The organism is Streptomyces sp. NPDC006798, from assembly GCF_040635975.1.
Taxonomy (GTDB): Bacteria; Actinomycetota; Actinomycetes; order Streptomycetales; family Streptomycetaceae; genus Streptomyces.
Genome location: NZ_JBEYIS010000005.1, coordinates 176,391 through 202,249 on the forward strand (window position 1 = coordinate 176,391; position 25,859 = coordinate 202,249).

Sequence of the window (25,859 nt, forward strand, 5' to 3'; positions counted from 1 at the left end):
GGGTCATCCCCGGGAGTTCTCGGGCGTGGTGGCGCGGATGGCGTCGGCCAGGACGCGGCGGTCGTCGAAGGGGCGGACGACTCCGGCGACGTCCTGGCCCTGTTCGTGGCCCTTTCCGGCGACCAGGACGGTGTCGCCGGGTTCGGCGCGGGCGACGGCGGCGGCGATGGCTGCGGCCCGGTCCTCCTCTACGAGGACCCGGCCGCGTTCGTGGGCCGGCACTGAGGCGGCTCCGGTGAGCATGGTGGCGAGGATCGCCAGCGGGTCTTCGGAGCGGGGGTTGTCGGAGGTCAGTACGGCGGTGTCGGCGAGCCGGGCGGCCGCGGCGCCCATCGGGCCGCGCTTGGTGACATCGCGGTCGCCGCCGCAGCCGAGGACGATGTGCAGCCTGCCCTCGGTGACCTTCCGCAGGGACCTGAGCACCGATTCGACGGCGTCGGTCTTGTGGGCGTAGTCGACGACGGCGAGATACGGCTGGCCGGCGTCGACCCGCTCCAGCCGGCCCGGGACCCCGGGGACGGCGGCGACGCCGTCGGCGGCGGTCTCCGGGTCGATTCCGGCGGTGGCGAGGGTGACCACGGCGGCGAGGCTGTTGGCGACGTTGAACGCGCCGGGCAGCGGGGACGCGGCGGGGATCCGCCGCCCGTCGGGGGCGACGACGGTGAAGGTGGAGCCCATGGAGCCCAGTTCGACGTCCTCGGCGCGCCAGTCGGCGTCCGGGTCGCCCTCGGCGGAGAAGGTGGTGACCGGGACGGTCGCCTCCCCGGCCAGCCTGCGGCCCCACTCGTCGTCCAGGTTGACCACGGCCCGGCGGCTGCGGGCGGGGGTGAACAGGCCCGCCTTCGCCCGGTAGTAGTCCTCCATGTCGGTGTGGAACTCCATGTGCTCCGGGCTGAGGTTGTTGAAGACGGCGACGTCGAAGACGCAGCCGTCGACCCGGCCCAGCACCAGGGCGTGGCTGGAGACCTCCATGGCGACCGCGTCGACACCGCGTTCGCGCATCACCGCGAAGAGGGCCTGGAGGTCGGTGGCCTCGGGAGTGGTCCGCTCGGATTTGACGCTCTCGCCGCCGATCCGGGTCTCGACCGTGCCGACCAGTCCGGCCGGGCGGCCCGCGGCCCGCAGGCCGCCCTCCATCAGATAGACCGAGGTGGTCTTGCCGGAGGTACCGGTGACTCCGATCTGGAGGAGCCCTTCGCCCGGGTGGCCGTAGATCTCGGCGGCCAGGGCGCCCATCCGGGCCCGGGGGGCGTCCACGACGAGGACGGGGAGCCCCGCGGCGGCGGCGCGCCCGGCGCCCGCCGGGTCGGTGAGGACGGCGGCGGCGCCGAGCTTGGCGGCCTGGTCGGCGAAGTCGGCGCCGTGGAGCCGGGCGCCGGGCAGGGCCGCGTACAGATCCCCGGGGCGTACGGCACGGGAGTCGTGCGTGATGCCGGTGACCAGGACCGGTTCCGGGGTGTCCGGGGCGCTCACCCCCAGCAGGGCCGCCAGCTCCGCGAGGGGCGTCGGATGGGGCCGGTCCGGACGGGGCGCTCCCGGCTGCGACGGCGGGGCGGCTGCGGACTGCGGGGTGTTTCCGTACTGATCAGGGTGGGGCACGGCGGTGAGCGTACCGGGCTCGGTGCGCGCGGGGCCAAAAGAGGTCGGTCCGGGGTCGTGGTTCCCGGGTTCGGGGGTGATCGTCGTCACTGGTGGCACGGGGGTTGTCCTCGGGGCTCGGTTGTCCGGCGGCCGTTGGCGCCGGGTCGTTCGGGTCAGTCGCCCGGCCGGAAAGTGACGGGCAGCCCGGCGGGCTCGTCACCGGTCGGCGGGACCTGGAGGGTCTTCAGGGCGAAGGTCATGACCTTCTGGTAGACGGGGCCGCAGATCTGGCCGCCGAAGTAGCTGCCCCTGGTGGGGTTCTGGATGGCGCAGTAGACGGTGACGCGGGGCTTGTCGGAGGGGGCGAATCCGGCGAAGGAGGAGGTGTAGCCGCGGTAGCGGCCCAGCTCCGGGTCGACCCGGTTGGCGGTGCCGGTCTTGCCCGCGACCCGGTAGCCGGGGATCCGGGCCTTGGTCCCGGTGCCCTCCTCGTTGCCGACGACGGATTCCAGCATCTGGGCCAGAGTGGTGGCCGTCCGCTCGCTCACGACCCGGGTCTTCTTCGGCGCGGGGGCGGCGGTGAAGCGTCCGTCGGGGCCCTTGGCGCCCCGGACGAGGGTGGGTTCGATCCGTACGCCGCCGTTGGCGACGGTGGAGTAGACCGAGGCGGCCTGGAGGGCGTTGAGGGAGAGCCCCTGGCCGAAGGGGATCGTGTACTGCTGGGAGGTCGACCAGTCGGCGGGCGCGGCGAGGATGCCCGGGGTCTCGCCCGGATAGCCGAGGCCGGTGGGCCGTCCGAGGCCGAACTTCCGCAGATAGCCGTGGAGCACCCGGTTCGCCTCGGCCTGGGTCTTCCCCAGCTGTCCGGTGGCCAGGATGGTGCCGATGTTGCTGGACTTGGCGAGGACGCCGTTGAGCGTCAGGTACCAGGTGGGGTGGTCGATGTCGTCCTTGAAGAGGCGGTCGCCCCGGTGCAGCCGGTTGGGCACCACCACATGGGTGTCGGGGGTGGCCGCGCCCTCCTCCAGGACGGCGGCCATGGAGATCACCTTGGCGGTGGAGCCGGGTTCGAAGGCGTCCTGGACGGCGGCGTTGCCGAGTCCGGCGGCGTCGGCGCGGGCGATGTCGTTGGGGTCGAAGCCGGGGGCGTTGGCCATGGCCAGGATCTCGCCGGTGCGGGTGTCCTGCACGATCACATAGCCCCGGTCGGCCTTGGACTTCTCGACCTGGTCGGCGATCGCCTTCTGGGCGGCCCACTGGATGTCCCGGTCGATGGTCAGCTCGATGTCGGAGCCGGGGACGGCCGGAGTCTCCCGGGTGCCGCCCGCGGTGGGCACCCGGCGTCCGCCGGACTGGGCGTAGGTGATCTCGCCGTCCTCACCGGCGAGCTGCCGGTCGAGCATGGACTCGATACCGCCGCCGCCCCGGCCCTCGGCGTTGACATAGCCCAGTATCCCGGCGGCGAGTTCGCCGTTCGGGTAGACGCGTCGGCTGCTGCGCTCCTGGAAGACCCCGGCCAGCACGCTGACGCCGGGCCCGCCCTTCCGCTTGTCCTCGCGCGCCTTCTCGGCGAAGACGCCCTTGAGGTCCTTGATCTGGTTCCAGACCTGGGGGGTCTGGCGGCGGGCCAGGACCGTATAGCGGGACTTGGGGGTCCGCAGCTTCTTCACCAGGTCCGGTACGGGGACCTTGAGGATCGGGGCGAGCAGCGCGGCGGCCTGCTCGGGCGCGTCGCCGATCTCGCTCTCCTCGCGGGTGAAGAGCTTCGGGTCGGCGGTGATGTCGTAGGCGTCGACGCTGGTGGCGAGGGCGATCCCGGTCCGGTCGGTGATCTCGCCGCGCTCGGCGGCCAGCTCGACGCTGAGGTAGCGGCTCTTCTCGGCCTTGGCCGCGTACGCCTCGGCGTCCACGGCCTGGACCTGGAGGAGGCGGACCACGAAGGCCAGCATGACCAGGGTCAGTCCGAAGCCGACGAGCCGGAGCCGGGGGCGGGGGCTGCCCAGTCGCAGGGCGCGGGGGCCGTGCGGTCCCCGGGGGCCGCCGGTGCGCCGGGGCGCGGGGCGGGACGGCCGGGGCTGCGGGGACCTGGGGGCCGGTTCCGGGACCCGGTTGCGGGAGGGCGCGGCGTCCCGGTCGCGCCCGCCGCGGCGCGGGCGTGGTTCCTGGTGGGAAGGCACTGCGTCACCTGCCGGGGGGCGTCGGGGTCGGCTGTACGGGGGTGCCCGGAGGCGGCGGTACGGGGGTGCCGGGCGAGGCGGCGGGGGTGCGGTCCGGGGCGGTGCCGGGTCCGGCGGACGGGGCGGCGGGGCCGGAGAGCGTCGCGGGCGGACCGGCGGAGCCCGCGGGCGAGGGGCCGCCGGCGGTGTTCGAGGGCTCCGGGTCGGGCGGCGGGGCGGAGGCCCGCTCGGGGACGCCCTTGACCGTGCCGTCGGGGTCGATGAAGGCGGGGCCGCCGCCGGGGACCATACCGAGCTCCCGGGCCCGCCGTTCCAGGGCGTCGGGGGCCGAGCGGGCGTCCACGTCCCGTTGCAGGGCCTGCTGCTCGTCGGTGAGTTCGGTGGTCTCGCGTTTCAGCTCGCTCAGTTCGAACGAGCCCTCGTTGAGGGACGAGTTCAGCAGCAGCAGGGTGATCAGCCCGCCGCCGAGGAGGACCACGACGAGCAGGACGAAGGGGGTTCGGGCGGCGGTGCTGGGACCGGCGGGCATCAGCCGGGCGAGTCTCGCCGCACGTCCCTTGAGCTGCTTGCCGGCTGTGCTCACCGTGTCCTCCCGCCTGCCGTGCTCCGTGTCTCGGCGGACGGCCGGCGGCCGTCCGCGGGGCGCCCCGGTCCGCCGCCGGTGCCGGGCCGGACACCCGCGGATCCGGTGGATCCCGCTGGTCCCGCGGGGCCCGGCCGCTTCCGCGGGCCGGGTCCCGGGACCCCGGTCCCCTTAGGGCGTGTCTGACAAATCCCGCCTGGCCCGCGACGCCCGGCACGCACAATCTCCCCCGTAGCCCTTCGGGCACGGGAGGTGCCCCCGGCGCTGCCGGGATTTCCCGAGTACGTCCCGTACGGGGGAAACCGCCCCCCGGCTTCGCCGGGGGGACCCCCGCCGCCGTCGCGAATTCGCACGCACCGGACGCCGCGGGCCCCGCCCTCCGGGCGGACGGCGCTCTTTGCCAGACACGCCCTAGGGGACCCCCGGAACCGGACTTCACCCGGGCCGGGGCGTCGGCCGCCCGGTCCGGGCCCGTACCGGATACGGCTCACCGCGCGTCCTCACGGATGCGTTCCGCTCCCCTCAGACGCGCGGGCGCCGCCCGGCGGTTCTCGGCCACCTCGTCCTCGGTCGGCAGTTCGGCGCCCCGGGTCAGCAGCCGCAGCCGCGGCTGGTACTCCTCGGGTACCAGGGGCAGACCGGGCGGGGCCGTCGTGGCGGCGCCCGCCGCCAGGACCTGCTTGACCAGCCGGTCCTCCAGGGACTGATACGAGAGCACCGCGATCCGGCCGCCGACCGCGAGCGCCGCCACCGCGGCCGGGATCGCCCGCTCCAGCACGCTCAGCTCGCCGTTGACCTCGATCCGCAGCGCCTGGAAGGTCCGCTTGGCCGGATTCCCGCCGGTGCGCTTGGCGGCCTGGGGCAGCGCGTCGCGGATCAGCTGGACCAGCCGGGCGCTGGTGGTGAAGGGTTCCCGCTCCCGCTCCCGGACGACCGCGGAGACGATCCGCTTGGCCTGCTTCTCCTCGCCGTACGTCCGCAGGATCCGGACCAGCTCGCCCGGCGGATAGGTATTGAGCACCTCGGCGGCGGAGATCCCGGTCGTCTGGTCCATCCGCATGTCGAGCGGGGCGTCCTGGGCGTAGGCGAATCCCCGGTCGGCCTCGTCGAGCTGCATCGACGACACACCCAGATCGAACAGGACGCCCTGGACCCGGGGGACGCCGAGCCGGTCGAGGACCTCCGGCAGTTCGTCGTAGACGGCGTGGACCAGGGTCGCGCGGTCGCCGAACGGGGCGAGCCGTTCCGCCGAGAGCCGCAGCGCCTCCGGGTCGCGGTCCAGGGCGATCAGCCGTACGCCCGGAAACCTGGCCAGCAGCGCCTCGCTGTGTCCGCCGAGGCCGAGGGTGCAGTCCACGACATGGGTCGTGGCGCCGTCCGGTGCTTCGAGGGCGGGGGCCAACAGGTCCAGGCACCGCTGGAGCATCACCGGGACGTGTCGGGTCTGGCTCAAGGGGCCCTCTCAGGTCCGGCGCGGGGCTGGTGCGACCGGCGAGCGGTAAGGAAGGCCGAGCCGTGCGCAGACCGCACACGCGGGGAAACAATGGAAACGGTACGGATGGGGAAGGGGTACGTGCCCCGGGGACGCGGTCCCCCGGCGGTCCACGATCCGCCGGGCGCGCGTACGGCGGGACGGATCAGTGGACTGCGCGTCACTCTAGTCCACGGCCGATCGCGGTCAATCAACCGGTGGACGGCGTGGCGCCGGGTGCGCGGAGCCGCCGGGCGCGCTCCCGGTTCACCCGGCCGGGCGACGGGACGTCCCCTCTGTGGGTTACCTCACAACAAGCTCCGTTGATGTTCTTTGTCCCTTCCACGACGCGCCCGGGGCCCGGCCTGCGGCTACCGTCGGCGTCATGACGACTTCCGCGCACCCCGCCCCCGGCCCGTCGGAGACCGGAACCGAGGTCACCGACCGGCTCGTCCGGGCGAACGAGCGCTACGCCGCCGATTTCGAGGACCCCGGGATGGACGCCCGTCCCGTACTGCGGGTGGCGGTCGTCGCCTGCATGGACGCCCGGCTCGACCTGCATGCCGCGCTCGGTCTCGAACTGGGCGACTGCCACACCATCCGCAACGCCGGCGGGGTCGTCACCGAGGACGTCATCCGCTCCCTCACCATCAGCCAGCGGGCGCTGGGCACCCGGAGCGTCATCCTGATCCACCACACCGGCTGCGGTCTGGAGTCGCTGACCGAGGACTTCCGGCACGAGCTGGAGGACGAGGTCGGACAGCGGCCGTCGTGGGCCGTGGAGGCGTTCCGCGATGTCGACCAGGACGTCCGGCAGTCGATGCGCCGGGTGCGTACCTCCCCCTTCCTGCTGCACAAGGACGATGTGCGCGGCTTCGTCTTCGACGTCAAGAGCGGTCTGCTGCGGGAGATCGAGGCACCTCTGTAGAGGCGCCCGCAGGGGATTTCGCCCTCCACCCCGCCCCTCGCCGACACCCCTCCTACCGGCCCCGAGGCCGGTTTCTCACCGTGATGAGGGGTGTCGGAACCTTTCGTCGGTGGAGAACGTGTGAGGGGTGTGCGCGTGTCCCGTCGGACGCCGCGGGAAAACCCGGCCAACCCGGCAAAACCCATGCGGTTGTCCACAGGCGAGTGACACGACGCGCCGACGACAACAAGAATGCTGCTGTGGCACCCCCCGGGGGAACGGGCCGGGGACGGGTGCCTGTTTCGGGGTGGGCCGGGCGTTGTGTCCCCGGTCCGATGAACGGGCCGAGGAGGGCCGGGTGACGACCTATGACGACCGAGCAGGTCTCACGGATCTGACCACCGCTGTGGACCGGGTCCGCAGATCGGTCGAGAGCGTGATCGAGGGGAAGCCCGAGGTGGTGCGGCTCTCGCTCACCGTCTTGCTGGCCGAGGGGCATCTGCTCATCGAGGACGTGCCGGGTGTGGGCAAGACGATGCTCTCGAAGGCGCTGGCGCGGTCGCTCGACTGCTCGGTGCGGCGGATCCAGTTCACACCGGATCTGCTGCCGTCCGACATCACGGGCGTCTCCATATTCGACCAGCAGCAGCGCGACTTCGAGTTCAAGCCCGGCGCGATCTTCGCCCAGTTCGTGATCGGCGACGAGATCAACCGGGCCTCGCCGAAGACCCAGTCGGCGCTGCTGGAGTCGATGGAGGAGCGCCAGGTCACGGTCGACGGGGTGACGTACGAACTGCCCGCCCCCTTCATGGTGGTCGCCACCCAGAACCCGGTGGAGATGGAGGGCACGTACCCGCTGCCGGAGGCCCAGCGCGACCGGTTCATGGCCCGGGTGTCCATCGGCTATCCGAGTGCGGACGCCGAGCTGCGGATGCTGGGGGTCCACGGCGGGGTCTCCCCGCTGGACGACCTCCAGCCGGTGGCGCACGCCCATGATGTGATCAAGCTGATCGAGACCGTGCGCCAGGTACATGTCGCCGAGTCGGTCCAGCGGTACGCGGTGGAGCTGGTCTCCGCCACCCGCGGCCATCCCGACCTGCGGCTGGGGGCGTCCCCCCGGGCGACCCTGCATCTGCTGCGGGCCGCCAAGGCGGAGGCCGCGCTCAACGGCCGGGACTACGCCCTGCCGGACGACGTCCAGGCGCTGGTGGTGCAGGTGCTGGCGCACCGGCTGCTGCCGACGGCACAGGCCCAGCTCAACCGCCGCACGGCCGAGCAGGTGGTGCTGGAGATCCTGCAGCGGACCCCGGTCCCGACGGCCGACGGCGCCCGGGCCGCCTACGGTTCGGCCGGCCGGTCCGCGCCGCTCTACGGCCAGCGGCCCGGCGACCGGCGGCTGTGATGTCCGACGGGGCCCCCGTCGCGGGGGACGGCCGGGGGCCGGGCGACGACGGCAGCGGTCCCGGCCCGGCACCGGCCGACCAGGGCAAGGGGGCGGTACGGGTCGCCCTGTCCGGGCTCACCACCCGCGGCCGGTCCTTCGTCGCCGCCGGTCTCGCGGCCGGTGTCTGCGCCTACGTCCTGGGGCAGGAGGACCTGCTGCGGGTCGGACTGCTGCTCGCCGTACTGCCGCTGATCGCGGCGGCCGTGCTCTACCGCACGCGCTACCGGGTCGCGGGCAGCCGGCGGCTCTCCCCGTCCCGGGTGGTGGCCGGGGAGGAGGCCAGGGTTCAGCTGCGGATGGAGAACGTGTCGCGGCTGCCGACCGGGCTGCTGATGCTCCAGGACCATGTGCCCTATGTGCTGGGCCCCCGCCCCCGGTTCGTGCTGGACCGGATGGAGGCGGGCGGGCGGCGCGAGGTGTCGTACCGGGTCCGCTCCGATCTGCGCGGCCGGTATCCGCTCGGCCCGCTCCAGCTCCGGCTGACGGACCCGTTCGGGCTCTGCGAACTGACCCGCTCCTTCAGCGCCTTCGATCTGCTGACGGTCGTCCCGCGGACGGAGGAGCTGCCGCCGGTCCGGCTGACGGGCGACGGCTCGGGCCACGGGGACGGCAGGCTGCGCTCCCTCGCGCTCGCCGGCGACGACGACCTGATCCCCCGGCCCTACCGGCACGGGGACGATCTGCGCCGGGTCCACTGGCGCTCCACCGCGCGGTTCGGCGAGTTGATGGTCCGCCGTGAGGAGCAGCCCCGGCGGGCCCGCTGCACGGTCCTGCTCGACACCAGGGCCGTCGCCTACCAGGGCTCGGGCCCCGGCTCGGCCTTCGAGTGGGCCGTCTCCGGCGCGGCGTCCGTACTGACGCATCTGTCGGCGCGGGGGTTCGCGGTCCGGCTGATCACGGACGAGGGCGGGGCGGTCTCGGCCGAATCCGCCACGGCCGGGTTCTCGGCGGCGACGGGGGAGTCGGCCGACTCCGTGGGAATGATGATGGATCTGCTCGCGGTCGTGGAGCACTCCGAGCGGGACGGCTGCGAGGCGGCGTACGAGGCGCTGCGGGAGCCCGGGGCCACCGGCGGCGCCCCGGAGGGGCTGCTGGTCGCCTTCGTCGGCGATCTCGACCATGAGCAGGCGGCGCTGATGGCGCGGATGCGGCGGCGCAGCGCGACCGCCGTCGTCTTCGTCCTCGACAGCGACGCCTGGCTGACGGGGACCGGCGGGGTGCCGCGGGAGCGGCTGAGGGTGCTGCGGGAAGCGGGCTGGACGGCGCTGGCGGTTCCGCCGGGCGCTCCGCTGGCCGGGCTGTGGCAGCACGCGGGACGGGAGCAGACCGGGGCAGGTGACGCTCCGGGACTCTTCGGGGCCGGACCGGCCATGACGCCTGGGGGTCGGGGATGAGTGGCCGGGGACGGCTGACGCTCTGCGCGTACGCCGCGACGCTGATGGCGGCGAGCGCGATGCTGCCGCTGCTGGACTCGCCGGGCTGGCTGGCGCAGGCGGCGTTCCTGCTGGCGGTCCAGAGCGGCGCGGGGGCGCTGGCACGGCGGGTTCCGCTGCCGTCGGCGCTGACCATCGGCGTCCAGGCGCTGGCCGCGACGGTACTGCTGACCCTGGCCTTCGCCCGGGAGCAGGCCCTGCTGGGGCTGCTCCCGGGGCCCGATGTGGTGAGCCGGTTCGGTGAGCTGCTGGGCGCCGGTGGCCAGGACATCGAGCGGTACGCGATACCGGCGCCCGCGTCCGACGGCATCCAGCTGATGCTCGTCGGCGGGGTGCTGGTGATCGGTCTGATGGTGGACACCATCGCGGTCACGTTCCGCAGCGCCGCCCCGGCCGGGCTGCCGCTGCTCGCCCTCTACTCGGTGGCGGCCGGGCTCGCCGGGGGCGCCGCGAGCGCGCTGTGGTTCCTGCTCGCCGCCGCCGGATATCTGCTGCTTCTGCTGGCGGAGGGCCGGGACCGGGTCTCCCGGTGGGGCCGGGTCTTCGCCGGGGCGCCGTCGGCCCCGCCGCGTGGGGCGGCCGCCTTCGACCGGGGTGGTGCCCCGCGCGGCGGGGTACGGACCGGTCGCCGGATCGGGGCGCTGGCCCTGGGCGTCGCCCTGGTCGTGCCCGCCGTGCTCCCGGCGCTCGACGGCGGACTCCTCGGCGACCGGAACGGGGGCGCCGACGGTTCGGGCAGCGGCACCATCAACGCGGTCAATCCGATGGTGTCCCTCCAGAACAATCTGAACCAGCCCGGTGAGCGCGAGTGGCTGCGCTACCGGACGAACTCCGAGGACACCGGCGGGCTGTATCTGCGGATGCTGGCCCTGGACCGGTTCGACGGATCGCGGTGGCTGACGTCGGAGCGCGAGGTCGAGTCCCTGCCCGACGAGCTGCCCCGGCCGGAGGGGCTGAGTTCATCGGTCCGGGCCGAGAAGATCGAGACCAACATCACCGCCGCGGTGACCTTCGAGGACAAATGGCTGCCGATGCCCTATCCGGCGGCGGGTATCGAGGTCGAGGGGCGGTGGCGGTTCGAGCCGAAGGGCCGGTCCCTGGTCGGTGACGGCGACCAGACCACCCGGGGCATCGACTACACGGTACGGAGTCTCGCGGTCCGGCCCACCGCGGAGCAGCTGGCGTCGGCACCGCGTCCGTCCTCCACGATCGTCTCGGAGTACACCCGGCTGCCCGCGTCGCTGCCGAGGGTCGTGGAGAAGACGGCCCGAGAGATCACCGCGGGCGCCGAGAACGACTACGAGGCGGCGGTCCGGATCCAGGACTGGTTCACCACCACCGGCGGCTTCACCTATGACACGGAGGTGAACTCCGGCAGCGGTCCGGGCGCCATCGCCCGTTTCCTGAAGGACAAGGAAGGCTTCTGCGTCCACTTCGCCGCCTCGATGGCCGCCATGGCCCGCACCCTGGGCATTCCGGCCCGGGTCGCGGTCGGTTTCACTCCGGGTACGCCGCGTGGCGGCGGGGTGATGTCGGTGACCAACCGCAATGCCCACGCCTGGCCCGAGCTGTACTTCGAGGGGGTGGGCTGGACCCGGTTCGAGCCGACGCCCAGCATCGGCAGCGCCCCGGAGTACACCCGGTCCCAGCTGCCCACCGACGACGCTTCGACGGCCCCGGCGCAGCCCGGGGAGACCGCGACGCGGGCGCCCGCCCCGACGGCCTCGGCCGAGGACACCTGCCCGGCCGACCGGCGGCAGCGGGGCGAGTGCGCGAGCGACGCCCCGGCCGAGGCGGTCGCCGCCACCGGTTCCGGCGGACCGCCCTGGCGGCTGATACCGCTGGTCGCGGCGGTCGTGGTGGTGGCGGCGCTGCCGCTGCTGCCGATGGTGTGGCGGGACCGGGTGAGGGCCCGCCGGCTCTCCTCCCGGGGCCGTACGGACGAGGACACGGCCGCCAGGACGCTGCTCGTCTGGCGGGAGGTGACCGACACGGCGTGGGATCACGGGATCGCGCCCGACGACTCCCTCACGGCCCGCCGGGCGGCCGTCCGGATCGTGCTGCTGGGCCGGCTCGAAGGGGAGGCGGCCGAGGCCGTACACCGGGTCGCGGGCGCGGTGGAACAGGTGCTCTACGCTCCGTCGCCGCGTCCGACGACCGGTCTGGTGGACGAGGCGGCCCGGATCCGGGCCGGGCTGGCGGCGGGTGCGGGCCGTGGGGCGCGGTTCCGGGCCCGGCTGCTCCCCCGCTCCTCCGTCCGGGTGGTCTGGGCGCTGTCGGCCCGCTGGAACGCGCTCGCCGACCGGGTGACGGGTCGGCTCCGCTCCTGGTCGGGGCGGTTCACCCGGGTGCGGAAGCCGTCCGGCCAGCGCGGCTGACGGATAGAGCTGGGGGAGGGCCGCGCCCGCGGTTGCGGGGGCGGCCCTCCCACAGCTTCACGATCTGCGCGGTCGACGGTGCCGGGCGGCCGAGGCCGTACAGGTGCGGAGGGTCGCGCGGCCGGGCCGGGGCACGACAGGAGAAGACCCCGCCACCTCAGGGGACGGGGTCTCGGAAGAACTCCGGATCGGGCCGGTACCAAGGGCGCGGCCGACCGCACGGAGGTGATGCGGACCGGGCCGCGCCTACCGTTCACGCGGAACGGATCGTCTCAGTGGCCCTGCTCGTCGCGGCGGCGCTGCCACCGCTCCTCGATACGGTTCATCATCGACTTGCGCTGACGGCTCTGACGGGGATGACGACGGGGGTCGGTGCCGCCCGTCGCGTTACCCGGGGGTGGCTTCTCGCCCGGCTTGGGCGCCTTGCGCCAGCCGGTGACCGCGAGAGCCGCACAGCCCAGCATGACGAGGAAGCCCACCACGCTGATCCAGATCATCTGCTGTGCGACCATTCCGGCCATGAGGAGCGCGATACCCACCAGGAAGCCGGCAATCGCCTGGTAGACCCGTCGCCGGGTGTACGTACGCAGCCCGCTTCCCTCAAGCGCTGTCGCGAATTTGGGATCTTCGGCGTACAGCGCTCGCTCCATCTGCTCGAGCATTCGCTGCTCGTGCTCCGAGAGCGGCACGGAGTCCTCCTAGTCGTCGGCCGCGGGGGCGACCGTATGCGGCCCTTTCAGGATAGGCAGGGAATCGCCCCCGTGAAACCCGCCCTCTACGTCAGTACGTCGAATCGCTGGTTCGGGCCGCCACGGCGGCTCGGCTGCTGAGGCGTTGATTCCCCGACATCCGATCCGTCATGCCGGATGGTGTCCCTCGATCATACGGTGCGAACGACTCGTTCGGGGGGTCCGAGGCGTACTCCGTCTGCGGTTGCGCCGCTGATCAGCCCGGCTTCCGGGCCAGAACGTGCAGCTGGGTGGCGACCGAGTGGAAGGCGGGCAGCTCGGCCGCGGCGGCTTCGAGGGAGAGCAGGGCGTCCAGCGCGCCCGGCTGGGTGTCCACCAGGACCCCCGGGACGAGGTCGGCGAAGACCCGTACGCCGTGGACGGCACCGGGCTCCGTCCCGGCTCCCTCGGCGAGTCCGGTGAGCTGTTCGGCCGTGAACCGGCGGGGCACGGCGTCGCCCTCGCCCCAGCGGCCCGCGGGGTCGGTGAGGGCCCGGTGGGCCTCGGTGAAGTGTCCGGCGAGCGCCCTGGCGAGCACGGCGCCGCCCAGTCCGGCGGCGAGCAGGCTGAGCTCGCCTCCGGGGCGCAGCGCGTCGACCGCGTTCCGTACGCCCTCGGCCGGGTCGTCCACGTACTCCAGGACGCCGTGGCAGAGCACCACGTCGTAGGCGTCGCGCTCCACGACGTCGAAGAGGCCGTGGACATCGCCCTGGACACCGCGGACCCGCTCGGCGACCCCGGCCTCGGCGGCCCGGCGCTCCAAGGCGAACAGGGCGTTCGGGCTGGGGTCGACGACGGTCACCCGGTGGCCCAGCTGGGCCAGGGGCACGGCGAAGGCACCACTGCCGCCGCCGGTGTCGAGCACATCGAGCACGGACGATCCGGTGGCCTGGGCCCGGCGGTCGATGGCGTCCTTGAGCACCTCCCACACGACGGAGGTGCGCAGGGAGGCGCGGGGCGGGCGCGACGGGTTCTCCCCACGGAGGGCCTGGTCGGGCACGGCGGTTGACTCCTCGGGCGGTTCCGGCCCGGTCGCGGGGTGCGGCCGGGCGGGCGGCGGACGGCGCGCGGACGGCTGGCGGCGGCCACGCTGGTGTTCGTCCGGCGGACGACGAACCCCACCCTATGGCCTCGGACCGCCCGAGCCCTTGATGTGCCCCCGGGCACCGCGGCCCGCACCCTGCGGCTTCGCCGGCGGCCTGCGGACCGCGGGCGCCTTGCGCACAGCTCTGCTTTGCCCCTCCCGGGCACAGCGCCCCACGCACCGGGCTGCGTCCGGCCGCCTGAGCTTGTTCGCGGTCTGCGGCCCGTCGGTGGCTTGTCGCGCGGTCCCGCCCCCTATGCCTTCGGCGGTGGGGGGACTCCCAGCGCCCCTGTCTCCCCCCTGTGCCGCCTTCGGAAGGGCGGCGCCCTCCGGGCGGGGACGGCGCTTCCTCCGGAAGTGTTTCCCCCGCGGGCCGTCGTGGGCCGTTCGCGCAGTTCCCCGCGCCCCTGGTTGCCCCTCTGAGCGCCCTCGTAAAGAGGCGTGCTCCTGGTTTACGGGGGCAGGGCCCCTTTTCGGGGCTGTGCTGGGGAGAGCATTCAGGGGCGCTGGAGGTCCCCCCACCACCGAGGACAGCGGGGGCGGAACCGCGCGACGCGGTGGCGTACGGGCTCCGCGCGGGCCGGTCAGCCGGGGCGGGCGTCCGGTTCCCGGGCGGGCGGTGAGAGGTCCCCCCTCGGATGCGGCAGCGGGGGCCGCAGCAGCAGAAGCCGCTCGGCGACCCGGAGGAAGAGGCCCGCGTCCCGCAGCAGGGACTCGGCGTCCCCGGGGCCGACCGCGCCCCGGATACCCGCCTCGGCCCGGGCGCGGCGCCCGGCGCCCGCCGCGAAGTGCGCGCTCCATTCGGACAGCTCGGGGGCCATCTCCGGCAGCAGCTCCCACGCGCTGCGGATCGCCGCCCGGCGGCCCCGGCGGGGCGCCGTGCCCCGGGAGGGCGGCGGATTGTCGGGATATCCACGGGCGGCGAGCACCGCGGCGGCGGTACGCAGGGCGGCGAGGTGCGCGGTGGCGTACCGCTCGTTCGGAGTCGGGAGGCCCTCGGCCTCCGCCAGTCCGGCCCGGGCCTGGGCGAGCAGATCGAGGGCGGCGGGCGGGGCCGACGAACGACGGAGCACGGGGTGCACATCGCTCGCGGGTCCGGTCGGCGAGGGGACAGGGCCGGTGGCACGGCGCCGGTGCGCGGCTGCCGCGTGGTGACTGGCCATGACGAACCTCCTGTCGTCGTGTGACGGCTTGGTGGCCGTTGGTGTCCATGGTGGATGCCGCCACTGACAATCCGGCCTGACCTGCGCTTTTGGTCCGGATCATGGTTCGCGATAGTTTTTGCACTGACTGGTCAGTTCAAAAGCTGGCCGACTGTTTCGCCGACTGTTTCCAGGAGGGGGAGAGCCCATGACCGGCCCCGGAGGGGCGGCCGTCGTCGCCGAGGACTTCGGAGTGAGGGGTCCGCGCGGCTGGGCCTTCCGCTCGGTCGGCATCGACGCCCCGCCCGGTTCCCTGATCGCCGTCGAGGGTCCGTCCGGCTCGGGCCGCAGCTGTCTGCTGCTGGCGCTCACCGGCCGGATGCGGGCCACCGAGGGCCGGGCCGAGATCGGCGGGCTGCCGCTGCCCCGGAAGATGGCCGCCGTCCGGCAGAGCAGCGCCCTCGGCCCCGTCCCCGGTGTGAGCGAGCTGGATCCGGCGCTCACGGTCGACGAGCACCTGCGGGAGCGCGCCCTGCTCCAGCGGCGCTTCGACGACTCGCTCCGGTCCCTGCTCCGCCCCCGCGCCGGGCGCGCCGCCGCCGCGCGGGCCCGGATCGGGGCGGCCCTGGAGGCGGCCGGTCTCGACCCGGCAGCGCTGCCGGCGGCGGGGCGTACCCCCGTACGGGATCTGGCCCGGCTGGACGCGCTCCGGCTGTCGATCGCCCTGGCGCTGATGGGCCGCCCCCGGCTGCTGGCCGTCGACGACACGGATCTGAAGCTCCCGGCCGCCGACCGGGCGGCCGCGTGGGCCCTGCTGCGGTCCGTGGCCGACGCGGGGACCACCGTCCTCGCGGTGTGCAGCCAGGCCGGGGCCGCCGAATGCTCCACGGTCGTCCGTACCGGCGTTCCCGCGCACGACGCGCCGACCCGGCCGGGCGACACCGACACCGACACCGACACCGACACAACAGAGGACACCGGGTCCGGCGGAGACCACGGGGAGGGGACGCCCGATGCGCACGCCGAGGCTGGCCGCGCTTGAGCTGAAGCGGTTCGGGCGGGGCGGGCTCCCCCGGGCCGCGATCGTGTCGATCGTGCTGCTGCCGCTGCTCTACGGCGCGCTGTACTTGTGGTCCTTCTGGGATCCGTACGGCAGGCTCGACCGCGTCCCGGTCGCCCTGGTCAACGCCGACACCGGGACCACCAGCGACGGTGAGCGGGTGGCGGCGGGCGACGAGATCGCCGGGCGGCTCCGCGACAGCGATGTCTTCAGCTGGCACGAGGTCGGGGCGGAACAGGCCCGCGAGGGCGTGGAGAACGGGACGTACTACCTGTCGCTGACCGTCCCCGAGGACTTCAGCCGCCGGGTCGTCTCCGGTGCCGGGGACGCGCCCGAGACCGGCGCCCTGGAGGTACGCACGAACGACGCCAACAACTACCTCGTCGGCCAGATCTCGCGGACCGTCTTCTCCGAGGTCCGTACGGCCGCGTCCACCGAGGCGTCCCGCTCCTTCCTCGACCGGATCTTCATCTCCTTCTCGGACATCCACGACCGGACCGAGAAGGCCGCCAAGGGCGCGGACGACCTCAAGGGCGGCATCGGGGCGGCCAAGAAGGGTTCGGCCGATCTCGCCGACGGTCTCAGGAGCGCCGAGAACAGCGCCGGAAAGCTGTCCGGCGGGCTGACCCGGCTCGCCGACGGCGCCCGGGACGTGGAGTCCGGCAGCCGAAAGCTCGCCGAGGGCACCCGGGCACTGGCCGACAAGGTGAACGGGCTGGCCGCCGGGGTCCGCCCCTATCTGAAGGACGACGGCGCGGCGATCGGCACCGCGGCCCGGCTGGTCGACGAGACCGCGGGCACCCTGCGTACCCGGCTGGACGAGCTGGCGGGGAACGCGCCGACGGCCGCGGCCGGGGCCCGTACCTCGGCCGCCGACCTCACCGCCGCGCACACCGCCCGCTGCGAGCGGGCCGAGGCGCCCGACCCCGCCCTGTGCGACACGCTCCGGCGGGCCCGGGACGCGGCGGTCGCCGTCTCCGGTGTCGCCGCCGACGTCGAGTCGGTCGTCACCGGGAACAAGGCGGGTCTCACCAAGCTCGACGGCGAACTGGCCGGCCTCCAGAAGAAGGCGGCCGGATTCGCCGCGTCGGCGCCCCGGCTGGACGAGGACCTCGCCGCCGCCGTCTCCCGGGTCGCCGCCCTGGACACCGGCGCGAAGAAGGTCGCCGGAGGCGCCAAGAGCCTGCACGGCGGGCTGACGAACGCCGCGTCGGGCTCCGCCGAGCTGAACAGCGGCGTAGGCAGGCTCAAGAAAGGCGCCGGAGATCTCGACGGCGGTCTGTTCAAGCTGGTCGACGGTTCGTCGGAGCTGGCCGGAGGGCTCAACGAGGGCGTGGGGAAGATCCCCGACCACGGCAAGGACGACCGCGACCGCCGTACCGAGGTGATGGCCGACCCGGTCAAGCTGGCCAACAGCTCCCTGCACGCGGCGCCCAACTACGGCACCGGCTTCGCGCCGTACTTCATCCCGCTCGCCCTCTGGGTCGGCGCCATGGTCGCGTACATGATCATCCAGCCGATGAACCGGCGCGCCCTGGCCGCCGGGGCCTCCCCGTGGCGGATCGCCTTCGCGGGCTGGCTGCCCGTACTGGGCATCGGTGTCGCCCAGCTGGCCGCGCTGATGGCGGTCCTCCGCTTCGGCCCGGGGCTCGAACCCGTCCGGGGCCTCGCCACCATCGCCTTCCTCGCCCTGGTCGTGGGCTGCTTCGCGGCGATCGTGCAGTGGCTCAACGCCCGGTTCGGCGCGGCGGGCCGGATCCTCGTCCTCGCCGTGCTGATGCTCCAGCTGACCTCGGCGGGCGGTACGTATCCCGTGGAGACCAGCCCCGGGTTCTTCAACGCGATCCACCCCTTCCTGCCGATGAGTCATGTGGTCGAGGCCCTGCGGCGGCTGATCACCGGCGGTGATCTCCAGCCGGTGTGGCAGGCGACGGCGGTCCTGCTCGCCTTCACCGCCGGGGCCCTGGCGCTGACCGCGCTCACCGCGCGCCGCAAGCAGGTGTGGACGCTGGACCGGCTCCATCCCGAGCTGAGTCTGTGACCCCGCGCCCGGCCGTACGGCCCGGTCCCGCACCCGTCTCGGTGCCGGACCGGGCTGGTCACAGGCTCGCCCCGGTGCCGGACCCGGCCGGTCGGCGACCCCGGTATCACCAGATGAGACCGGTAGCGGAAGGCGTCCTACCGGACCTGGAGGACCTGTGAGAATCGGCACCATGGACGCCATGGACAGCACCAGTACCCGCCGCCGGGCGACCCGGGCCAAGCTCTACGAAGCCGCGGTGACCCTCATCGCCGAGCAGGGGTTCTCCGCCACCACCGTGGACGAGATCGCCGAACGCGCCGGAGTCGCCAAGGGCACGGTCTACTACAACTTCAAGAGCAAGACCGAGCTGTTCGAGGAGTTGCTGCGGTACGGCGTGGGCCTGCTGACGGCGTCCCTGCAGAGCGCCGCCGACGAGACCGCGGCCCGCGGCGGCTCCAAGGTCGAGGCGCTGGACGCGATGATCCGGGCCGGACTGGTCTTCATCGACCGCTACCCCGCCTTCACCCAGCTCTACGTCGCCGAACTGTGGCGCACCAACCGGGCCTGGCAGGACACGCTGCTGGTGGTACGCCAGCAGGCGGTGGCGGTGGTGGAGACGGTGCTCTCGGAGGCCGTCGAAGGCGATGAGCTGAGCGCCGAGATCGATGTCTCGCTCACCGCGGCGGCCCTGGTCGGCATGGTCCTGGTGGCGGCGCTCGACTGGCAGTCCTTCCAGCCCGAGCGGTCCCTGGACGAGGTGCACGCGGCGCTGTCACGGCTGCTGCACGGGCGGGCCGGCGGTCGCTGACGGCGGCGGTACGGGCGGTGCCGCGGCAAGCGGCGGTACGCCCCCGTCGCGCGTGCCGGCCGGGAGTGCCAGAACACCCCGGGAAGGGGCGGGCGGTGGACGGCCGGAAGCCCGTGCGGCCGGTTTCCGGTGGCCGCACGGGCGACGGTGCCGGTCCGCCCGGGCTCGCCGTCCGTGCCCGGGTGGACCGGCACACGGCCGTTCCCCCTCTTCTTACTGCGCCGGGCGCCCTTCCTTCCGGATCCCCGTGGACTCCCGGCCCCCCGTGACCGCTGTTCCCCCGCGGTCTCGGAGAACCTCCGAGGAGGTTCTCCGTACTGCACCCCGTTACCTCCGGGAATCGCACCGTTCCGCAGCCCCGTGTCGGCGGTTCCGGCGCTCTCCCCTTCGGTGTCTCCACTCTCTCCCGGCGAGCCGGGCCGCCCCATCCGCGCCCGTACTCATCTGCCGGGCTAGGTATCCGTACTCAGACCTCCGTCGCCCCACCCGGCACACACGTAGGCCCGGCCACCGGGCCGGACGGGTGGGCGGCCGGGTTGTCAGTGCCGGTCGATAGAGTCACGGGCATGGCAAGGATTGCGGTGATCGGCGCCGGGATGGGCGCCATGGCGGCGGCCGCCCGGCTGGCCGTGGCCGGCCACCGGGTGACGGTGTACGAACGCTCGGGGACGTACGGCGGCGCGCTCGGCGTGCTGGAGCGCGACGGTTTCGCGTTCGACACCGGCCCCGGGCTCGTCCAGCTGCCCGCCGTCTGGCGGGATCTCTTCCTGAAGACCGGCCGGGAGCCGCTGGAGGAGTGCGTCGGGCTGGTTCCGGTATCCCCCGCCAGCCGCCATCTCTTCGCCGACGGCACGGCCGTGGCCCTGCCGGACGCCTCGCGCGCCGGGGTCGTCTCGGCGCTGGAGACGGCGCTCGGCGGCGGCGCGGGCGAGCGCTGGGGCGACTTCCTGTCCCGGGCGAGGGACGCCTGGGACCGCTCCCGGCGCCCGCTGCTGGAGGAACCCCTCTGGCCCGACTGGCGGGTACTGGAACGCGACCCCTACCCCGCGCCGCGCCGCCGCGCGTTGCTGCGGACCCGGCAGGCGTCGACCGTCGCCGAGATCGGGGCGTGGGAGCTGGCCGAGCCGCGGCTGGCCGCCCTCCTGTCCTGGTATGTGATGGCGTACGGCCTCGACCCCCGGCACGCTCCGGGCGGTGCCGCCCTCCTGCCGTACATGGAGCAGACGTTCGGCACCTGGTACGTCGAGGGCGGGCTGCGCGAGCTGGCCCGCGCGGTCCACGACCGGTGCCGTAAACGCCGGGTGGAGTTCGTCTTCGACACCGAGGTGGCGTCGATCGAGGTCCGGGACGGCCGAGCCGCCGGGATCGTCCTCGCCGACGGCACGGCCGTCGAAGCCGACCATGTGGTCGCCGGGGCGGATGTCGCGGCGGCTCTCGCGGGACGCGACCTCTGGGCCGACGACGACGTCCGGCCGCGGGGACCCGGGCTGCCGGGCCGGTTCACCGTACTGCTGGCGCTGCGGGGCGCGGCCGGGGACGGGGTCGCCCATCGCAGTGTCGTCCACTCCCCCGACCCGGCGGCGGAGGCGGCGGCCGTCTTCGGCGGGCGGCTCGCGGACCGGCCGACGGTGACGGTGCTGCGCCCCCGCGACCCGCGGACCCGTCCGGACGACGGCCATGAGGCCGTGACCCTGACGGCGACGGTCACCGGGCCGGGTACCGGCCCCGACTGGACGGACAAGGCGCTGCGCGAGCGGTATGCGGAGGTGCTGATCGACACGGCCGCCGCCGACCCGGATCTCGGCGGTCCGGCCGCCCTGCGGGAGCGGCTGCTCTGGCACGAGGTACTGACACCCGCCGAGACGGGGACGCTGCCGCCGCCCGCCCTGGCCGGACCGGGGGGCCGCTGGCTCCACCCGTCGAACACCACCCGGCTGCCGGGGCTCCATCTGGTCGGCGGCCGGGCCCATCCGGGCGGCGGTCTGCCGCATGCGGGTATGTCCGGGGCGCTGGTCGCGGGGCTGATCGTGGAGGGGCCCGGCTTCCAGGGCTCCCGCTAGGGTCTTTCTTCCGGATCAGGCTGGGTTGGTGAGCGGGGTCTGGTGCCGTGGATCGCAAGGCGGAGGAATGAGCCACTGCGGTGGGGGCACGCGAACCCGGACCCCCACCCCCGGCGCCGGCCCCGCCGCTGCGGATCCGTCTCCGGCCCTGGACCGTCCGCCTCGCCCCCGCACCCCGTCAACCATCAGCCCACCGGGCACCAGGAACCCCTGAATCCCGTCCGGCGTCCCGCAGCGGAAGAGGAACGACCGGCCCGGCTGAACACCGTCCCACCGCACCGGCACCCGAATCGTGGCAAGAGCACGCTCGGGCAGCGGGAGCTGGTTCTCCTCCGTGTCCGCTGTGGCTACGGGTGGGACATGGCAATCACCGGGGTTCCGTCCGGCCGGGTTCCCGGAAGGGAATCAATTCCCGGCAGAGGGCTGCCCAGGGAGGCGGAACAGGGGCCGTACACATGCCCCAGAGTTCGCTCGAACGGGACTGTCCGCGCCCCATTTCGTCAGGTGTTTCTTTCGTCATACTGCCTATCGGCGGACTGTGAGGCGGAGCCTTCCGCCTCCCTCACCGCCGTCACCCCCCTCGCCCCTCCACTCAGCCGGAGTGTGCTCATGTCCCGTGTTTCCCCCCGCCGGCGTCTGGCCCGTGGCGGCCTGGCGCTGCTCGCCTTCGCCGCTCTCGGGCTCGGCGCGGCACCGTCCGCGGGCGCCGCCGCCAACGCCGGGGTCTCCTCCGTCACCCAGCAGGCGGCCAAGGCCCAGCGCGACTACTACACCATCCGCGCGGTCCACTCCCAGAAGTGCCTGGGCACCTACGGCAACTGGAGCGGCACGAACGTCCAGATCGTGCAGCAGCCCTGCGACGGCCGCCCCTCCCAGCGCTTCTACACGGAGTGGTACGAAGATTACCCGGGGCTGCCTTACCACTTCATCAAAACCAACGAAGGCTTCTGCCTGGGCACCACACAGGAAGCTCCAGTTGGTTCAGGTGCCCTTCTCTATGCGTCACTCCGCACACAGCACTGCCAAACCAATCTGGCGGCCATTCAATTCGAATTCGAGCAGTGGACGCATCCCTCGCCCGGGTACGTGATCGCCGAGCATGTCTATGGGCAGGGGGCGGTGGCCCAGTGTCTTCACGTCGCGGGAGCCAATACGGCCGACAACGCCGGAGTCATCTACCACCCCTGCAACTCGCCCAACACCGGGCAGCGGAACGACGAGTTCGAGTGGTTCCTCGTCTGAGCCGCTGCTTCCCTCCGCGTCCGCTGCCCTGAGGGCCGGGCCGGACACTCCGGGCCCGCACGGGCGCCTGCCCGCCGGCAGGCGACCAGCAGCCTCCCGGCGTCCACAACCCCGATGACACCCCGCACACCCGCTCCATCCCGCCCCGGGAGGGTCGGTTCACCTCGGTGAACCCACCCTCCCGGGGCACCGCTGTCCCGGTGCCCCGGGAAAGGCGGGCCCGTGATGCGCTCCCGGACACGGGCTCGCCGGTCGCGGGGCACCACGCCCGTTCCACCCCCTCCCGCACAGCCGCTCGCCGATGCCGCGCGCCGGGCGCCTGCCTCCGGTACGGAGCCGGGGACGATGGTGGTTCTGCCCTCCCGGGCAAGGCACCGCACCCAACCGCGGTGACACCGCCCCGGCACGCCTGCCGTGACCGCCCCGGCACGGCAGGCGTCAGCCGCAGTCGATGGTCGTCGGCGAGCCCGGCGTCCGGCCCGGAAACCCCCTCCGCCACACGGCACAGCCCTCACCCCCTCGCCCCTCCGCTTCTGCCGGAGCGTGCCCATATCCCGTGTTTCCGCCCGCCGGCGTCCGGCCCGTGGCGGCCTGGCGCTGCTCGCCTTCGCCGCTCTCGGGCTCGGCGCCGCACCGTCCGCGGGCGCGGCCAGCACCGAGGTCTCCACCACCCAGCAGGCGGCCCAGGCCCAGCGCGACTACTACACCATCCGCGCGGTCCACTCACAGAAGTGCCTGGGCACCTACGGCAACTGGACCGGCACGGACGTCCAGATCGTGCAGCAGCCCTGCGACGGCCGCCCCTCCCAGCGCTTCAGCGTCAAGCCGTACACCAACCGCTACGGAGAGAGCACCCAGATCATCACCACCGGAGCCGGCTTGTGCCTGGGCACCACCGAGGTCAACGTGGGACCGGGGGACTCAAAGGCGTTTCTCTATGTGTCCTTGCGCACACAGAACTGCGGACCCTACGGGATGCTCATCGAGTTCCATCCCTACGCGGGAGCGCATGGATACGTGATCTACGAATACGTCCCGCAGTACGGGCCGGAGGGCCAGTGTCTTCACGTCGCCGGAGCCAACACGGCCGACAACGCCGGAGTCATCCACCACCCCTGCAACTGGCCCGGCGAAGGGCAGCGGAACGACCAGTTCGCATTCCTGCCCGTCTGGGCAGTCGCTTTCCCTCCGTGGCCGCTGCCCTCAGAGCCGGGGCACTCTCACCCGCACCCATCGCACCCGGAGCGCTGCGGACCATGACCGCGGCCGTTCCCCCGGAGAAAGGCATGTCCCTGATGAACACCAGCAGCTGGGTTGATGAAGTGCTCCGCATCATCGAAGCCCTCAGCCCCGTCGTCGCTCCGATCGTCGTCGGCCTCGTCGGACCGTGACGGCCCGGCCGGCCGGAAAGCACGCCGAGAGTCCCGGGCCCGCCCGAGGGTGAACCCGCGTCCGTGCAGCCCCACTGGCCCGCTGTCTCTCCACATCCCCCGGCGAGGATTGCCGAGCCGGCCGGACCGTTCGGGACGGGCAGCGCCCGGAGACAGCACAGTGACGGCCCCGGTGCCCCCTGGCACCGGGGCCGTCACCTCGCGAGCCCCACCCGATGACCGAGAAGCTCTCCAGCGACCGAGCCGACCACGTCCCCAAGCCGGTCACACACCGTAGAAGTTGTGGGACAGCTTCTGAGGGGGCGGATCGGGCGACCGGTCGGGGCGGTCGCCCGGACCGCGGGTCAGTAGCGGTACTGCTGGGGCTCGTTGTCGTTGCCCTGGCCCTGGTCGTACGGCGGCTGTTCCTCGCCGGGCTGCCCGGGGGCGCCCGTGTCCCGCTGCTGCGGCATCCACACCCCGCCCGGCGGGGTGTCCGTGTACCCCTCCTGCTGGTAGTAGGCGGCGGGGTCCTGGCCGTACTGCTGCTGAGGGTTGCCGAAGCTGTCGTAGCCGCCGTCGTAACCGGGGGCGTACTGCTGCTGCCCGGGGGCCGCGTAGGGGTCGGCATAGGCCGGGTACTGCGGGGGCTCCGGGGCGAAGTCGTAGCCGCCGGGGGCTCCGGCGCCGCCGTCGGGGGCGGGCTGCTGGGCGTAGTAGGGGTCGTAACCCCCGTCGTAGGCGCCCTGATTGCCGTCGTACGCCCCCGGGTCCCGCCCGGGTTCGGCGTGGCCGCCGTCCTGGTGGGCGGCGGTGCCGTAGGAGCCGTCGCCGCCGTAGACCCCGTACTGGCCGGTCTCGTCCGGCATGGGCTGCGGCTCGTAGACGGGCGCCCGGCCCGCGTCGGCGCCCGGCGACGCCGGATCGTGGTCGAGGTCGTGGTCGATGGCCGGGAAGCCGTGGACCATCGTGTCCCCGGCGGACGCCGCGCCGACACCTGAGGCGCCGGGCGCGTGGAGCGCGCCGGGCCCGTCGTCGTACCGCGGCCGGGTCTCCTCGACGGAGGTGACTTCCAGCGACGGCTCCCTGGGGCCGTCCTTGCGGCGGCGGCTCGCCCCCGGGCGGCCGCCGATCGCCCAGCCGGTGGAGAAGCCCTTGCGGAACGAGAGCGTCACATACGTCTGCCCCACCGCGAAGGCGATCGCGCCGAGGGCGATCACCACCCGGGACGCCACCAGGACGCCCAGGACGACGGTGAGGAAGCCGCCGAAGGCCAGGAGCCGCCAGCGCAGCCGGGCCTTGTACTGCAGCAGCACCTCACCCAGCAGCCACAGCGCCACGACGCCGAACGCGATGTAGAGGACCGTAAGACCCATCCCCGCCCCTCTCCTCCGGCCGTTGTCGGGTACGGCCGATCACACCTGCTCGTGCAGTCCGAGATTCTCGTAGATCTCGAGCGTCGCCGTGGAGTTGTTGAGGGTGATGAAGTGCAGCCCCGGCACACCCTCCGAGAGCAGCTCCGCGCAGAACTCCGTCGCGAACTCGATACCTATGGAGCGTACAGCGGCCGGATCGTCCTTGGCCGAGAGGATCCGTTCTTTCAGCTCCGAGGGGATCGCGGCATTGCTGAGCTGGGCGAATCGCTCCAGTTGTCCGACGCTGGTGATGGGCATGATCTCGGGGATGATCGGGGTGTCGCAGCCCCGGGCGGTCACCCGCTCGCGCAGCCGCAGATAGTCCCCGGGCCGGAAGAACATCTGGGTGATGGCGTAGTCGGCCCCGGCCCGGCACTTGTCGACGAAGTGCCGGATGTCGGTGTCCCAGTCCTCGGAGCGGGGATGCATCTCGGGGAAGGCCGCGACGCCGACGCAGAAGTCGCCCGACTCCTTGATGAGCCGGACCAGTTCGGCGGCGTAGGTGACCCCCTGGGGGTGCGGCACCCACTCCCCCATCGGGTCGCCGGGCGGGTCGCCCCGGACGGCGAGGATGTTACGGATCCCGGCATCGGCGTACTGGCCGATCATGTTCCGCAGTTCGGCGATGGAGTGGTTGACCGCGGTGAGATGCGCGACGGGGGTGAGGGTGCTGTCCGAGGCGATCTGCTCCGTGGCCCGGACCGTGCCCGCGCGGGTCGAACCGCCCGCGCCGTAGGTGACCGAGACGAAGCTCGGCGCCACGGCCTCGACACGCCGCAGCGCGTTCCAGAGGTTCCGCTCACCCTTCTCCGTTTTGGGAGCCCAGAACTCGAAGGAGTAGGAGGTCCGGCCGGTCGCGAGCACGTCGCGCACGGTGAGTGCGCGGTCCGTCCGGGTCGATGCTGTTCCTAGGGCCATAGTCGCAGGCTAGCCGGGGTACGGGGGTCGCCCAA

19 protein-coding genes are annotated in these 25,859 nt (G+C 73.5%); 10 read left to right on the top strand and 9 right to left on the bottom strand.

What is annotated here, in order from left to right; translation table 11 throughout:
* Positions 1-3: 3 nt before the first annotated feature.
* The 4 genes from ABZ714_RS05190 to rsmH all read right to left on the bottom strand — a co-directional run bounded on the left by ABZ714_RS05190 (position 4) and on the right by rsmH (position 5,794).
* Positions 4-1,689: a UDP-N-acetylmuramoyl-L-alanyl-D-glutamate--2,6-diaminopimelate ligase gene (locus tag ABZ714_RS05190; protein ID WP_358823822.1), complete on the bottom strand. Its 1,686-nt coding sequence runs from the start codon at positions 1,687-1,689 to the stop codon at positions 4-6.
* 65 nt (positions 1,690-1,754) lie between these two features.
* Entirely contained in the window at positions 1,755-3,758 is a 2,004-nt protein-coding gene (locus ABZ714_RS05195; RefSeq protein ID WP_358823775.1) for a penicillin-binding protein 2, read from the bottom strand.
* A gap of 4 nt (positions 3,759-3,762) precedes the next feature.
* Positions 3,763-4,287: a septum formation initiator family protein gene (locus ABZ714_RS05200; protein ID WP_358823823.1), complete on the bottom strand. Its 525-nt coding sequence runs from the start codon at positions 4,285-4,287 to the stop codon at positions 3,763-3,765.
* Between the two features lie 541 nt (positions 4,288-4,828).
* On the bottom strand, positions 4,829-5,794 hold the full coding sequence (gene rsmH, locus ABZ714_RS05205; protein WP_358823776.1) for a 16S rRNA (cytosine(1402)-N(4))-methyltransferase RsmH: 966 nt from the start codon (positions 5,792-5,794) through the stop codon (positions 4,829-4,831).
* Between the two features lie 403 nt (positions 5,795-6,197).
* Between rsmH and ABZ714_RS05210 the strand changes: the two genes are divergently transcribed.
* From ABZ714_RS05210 to ABZ714_RS05225, 4 genes are all read left to right on the top strand, one after another.
* A complete protein-coding gene (locus tag ABZ714_RS05210) occupies positions 6,198-6,740 on the top strand; it encodes a carbonic anhydrase (RefSeq protein WP_358823777.1) in 543 nt (180 codons plus the stop codon).
* 337 nt (positions 6,741-7,077) lie between these two features.
* Positions 7,078-8,121 (top strand): MoxR family ATPase, encoded by a 1,044-nt coding sequence (locus tag ABZ714_RS05215; protein WP_358823778.1) that lies wholly within the window; start codon positions 7,078-7,080, stop codon positions 8,119-8,121.
* Entirely contained in the window at positions 8,121-9,557 is a 1,437-nt protein-coding gene (locus ABZ714_RS05220; RefSeq protein ID WP_358823779.1) for a DUF58 domain-containing protein, read from the top strand. The genes ABZ714_RS05215 and ABZ714_RS05220 overlap by 1 nt, the downstream gene beginning before the upstream one ends.
* A complete protein-coding gene (locus tag ABZ714_RS05225) occupies positions 9,554-11,974 on the top strand; it encodes a DUF3488 and transglutaminase-like domain-containing protein (protein ID WP_358823780.1) in 2,421 nt (806 codons plus the stop codon). The genes ABZ714_RS05220 and ABZ714_RS05225 overlap by 4 nt, the downstream gene beginning before the upstream one ends.
* A 272-nt stretch (positions 11,975-12,246) precedes the next feature.
* Here the strand turns inward: ABZ714_RS05225 and ABZ714_RS05230 are convergent, their stop codons facing one another.
* From ABZ714_RS05230 to ABZ714_RS05240, 3 genes are all read right to left on the bottom strand, one after another.
* Positions 12,247-12,663 (bottom strand): DUF3040 domain-containing protein, encoded by a 417-nt coding sequence (locus ABZ714_RS05230; protein ID WP_358823781.1) that lies wholly within the window; start codon positions 12,661-12,663, stop codon positions 12,247-12,249.
* Between the two features lie 256 nt (positions 12,664-12,919).
* Positions 12,920-13,702: a methyltransferase gene (locus tag ABZ714_RS05235; RefSeq protein WP_358823782.1), complete on the bottom strand. Its 783-nt coding sequence runs from the start codon at positions 13,700-13,702 to the stop codon at positions 12,920-12,922.
* Between the two features lie 668 nt (positions 13,703-14,370).
* Complete coding sequence (locus ABZ714_RS05240) at positions 14,371-14,949, bottom strand: SAV_6107 family HEPN domain-containing protein (RefSeq protein ID WP_358823783.1); 579 nt, start codon at positions 14,947-14,949, stop codon at positions 14,371-14,373.
* 187 nt (positions 14,950-15,136) lie between these two features.
* Here ABZ714_RS05240 and ABZ714_RS05245 point away from each other — a divergent pair, with 187 nt between their 5' ends.
* From ABZ714_RS05245 to ABZ714_RS05270, 6 genes are all read left to right on the top strand, one after another.
* Positions 15,137-15,970, top strand: coding sequence for an ATP-binding cassette domain-containing protein (locus ABZ714_RS05245; RefSeq protein ID WP_358823784.1), 834 nt, complete (start codon positions 15,137-15,139; stop codon positions 15,968-15,970).
* The gene (locus ABZ714_RS05250; protein WP_358823785.1) at positions 15,942-18,029 is read left to right on the top strand and encodes a YhgE/Pip domain-containing protein; all 2,088 of its coding nucleotides are present in this window, start codon (positions 15,942-15,944) and stop codon (positions 18,027-18,029) included. Before ABZ714_RS05245 ends, ABZ714_RS05250 begins: the two co-directional genes overlap by 29 nt.
* Before the next feature lie 181 nt (positions 18,030-18,210).
* The gene (locus ABZ714_RS05255; RefSeq protein WP_358823786.1) at positions 18,211-18,819 is read left to right on the top strand and encodes a TetR/AcrR family transcriptional regulator; all 609 of its coding nucleotides are present in this window, start codon (positions 18,211-18,213) and stop codon (positions 18,817-18,819) included.
* Between the two features lie 566 nt (positions 18,820-19,385).
* Positions 19,386-20,879 (top strand): NAD(P)/FAD-dependent oxidoreductase, encoded by a 1,494-nt coding sequence (locus tag ABZ714_RS05260; RefSeq protein ID WP_358823787.1) that lies wholly within the window; start codon positions 19,386-19,388, stop codon positions 20,877-20,879.
* A 609-nt stretch (positions 20,880-21,488) separates the two neighbouring features.
* The gene (locus ABZ714_RS05265) at positions 21,489-22,121 is read left to right on the top strand and encodes an RICIN domain-containing protein (RefSeq protein WP_358823788.1); all 633 of its coding nucleotides are present in this window, start codon (positions 21,489-21,491) and stop codon (positions 22,119-22,121) included.
* A gap of 543 nt (positions 22,122-22,664) precedes the next feature.
* A complete protein-coding gene (locus tag ABZ714_RS05270; protein WP_358823789.1) occupies positions 22,665-23,381 on the top strand; it encodes an RICIN domain-containing protein in 717 nt (238 codons plus the stop codon).
* Between the two features lie 475 nt (positions 23,382-23,856).
* On the opposite strand, the gene ABZ714_RS05275 is transcribed toward ABZ714_RS05270, so the two are convergent.
* Positions 23,857-24,867 (bottom strand): hypothetical protein, encoded by a 1,011-nt coding sequence (locus ABZ714_RS05275; protein WP_358823790.1) that lies wholly within the window; start codon positions 24,865-24,867, stop codon positions 23,857-23,859.
* A 39-nt stretch (positions 24,868-24,906) separates the two neighbouring features.
* Positions 24,907-25,824 carry a methylenetetrahydrofolate reductase [NAD(P)H] gene (gene metF / locus ABZ714_RS05280; protein ID WP_358823791.1) on the bottom strand — a complete coding sequence of 306 codons (918 nt, stop codon included), beginning with the start codon at positions 25,822-25,824 and terminating at the stop codon, positions 24,907-24,909.
* Positions 25,825-25,859 lie beyond the last annotated feature (35 nt).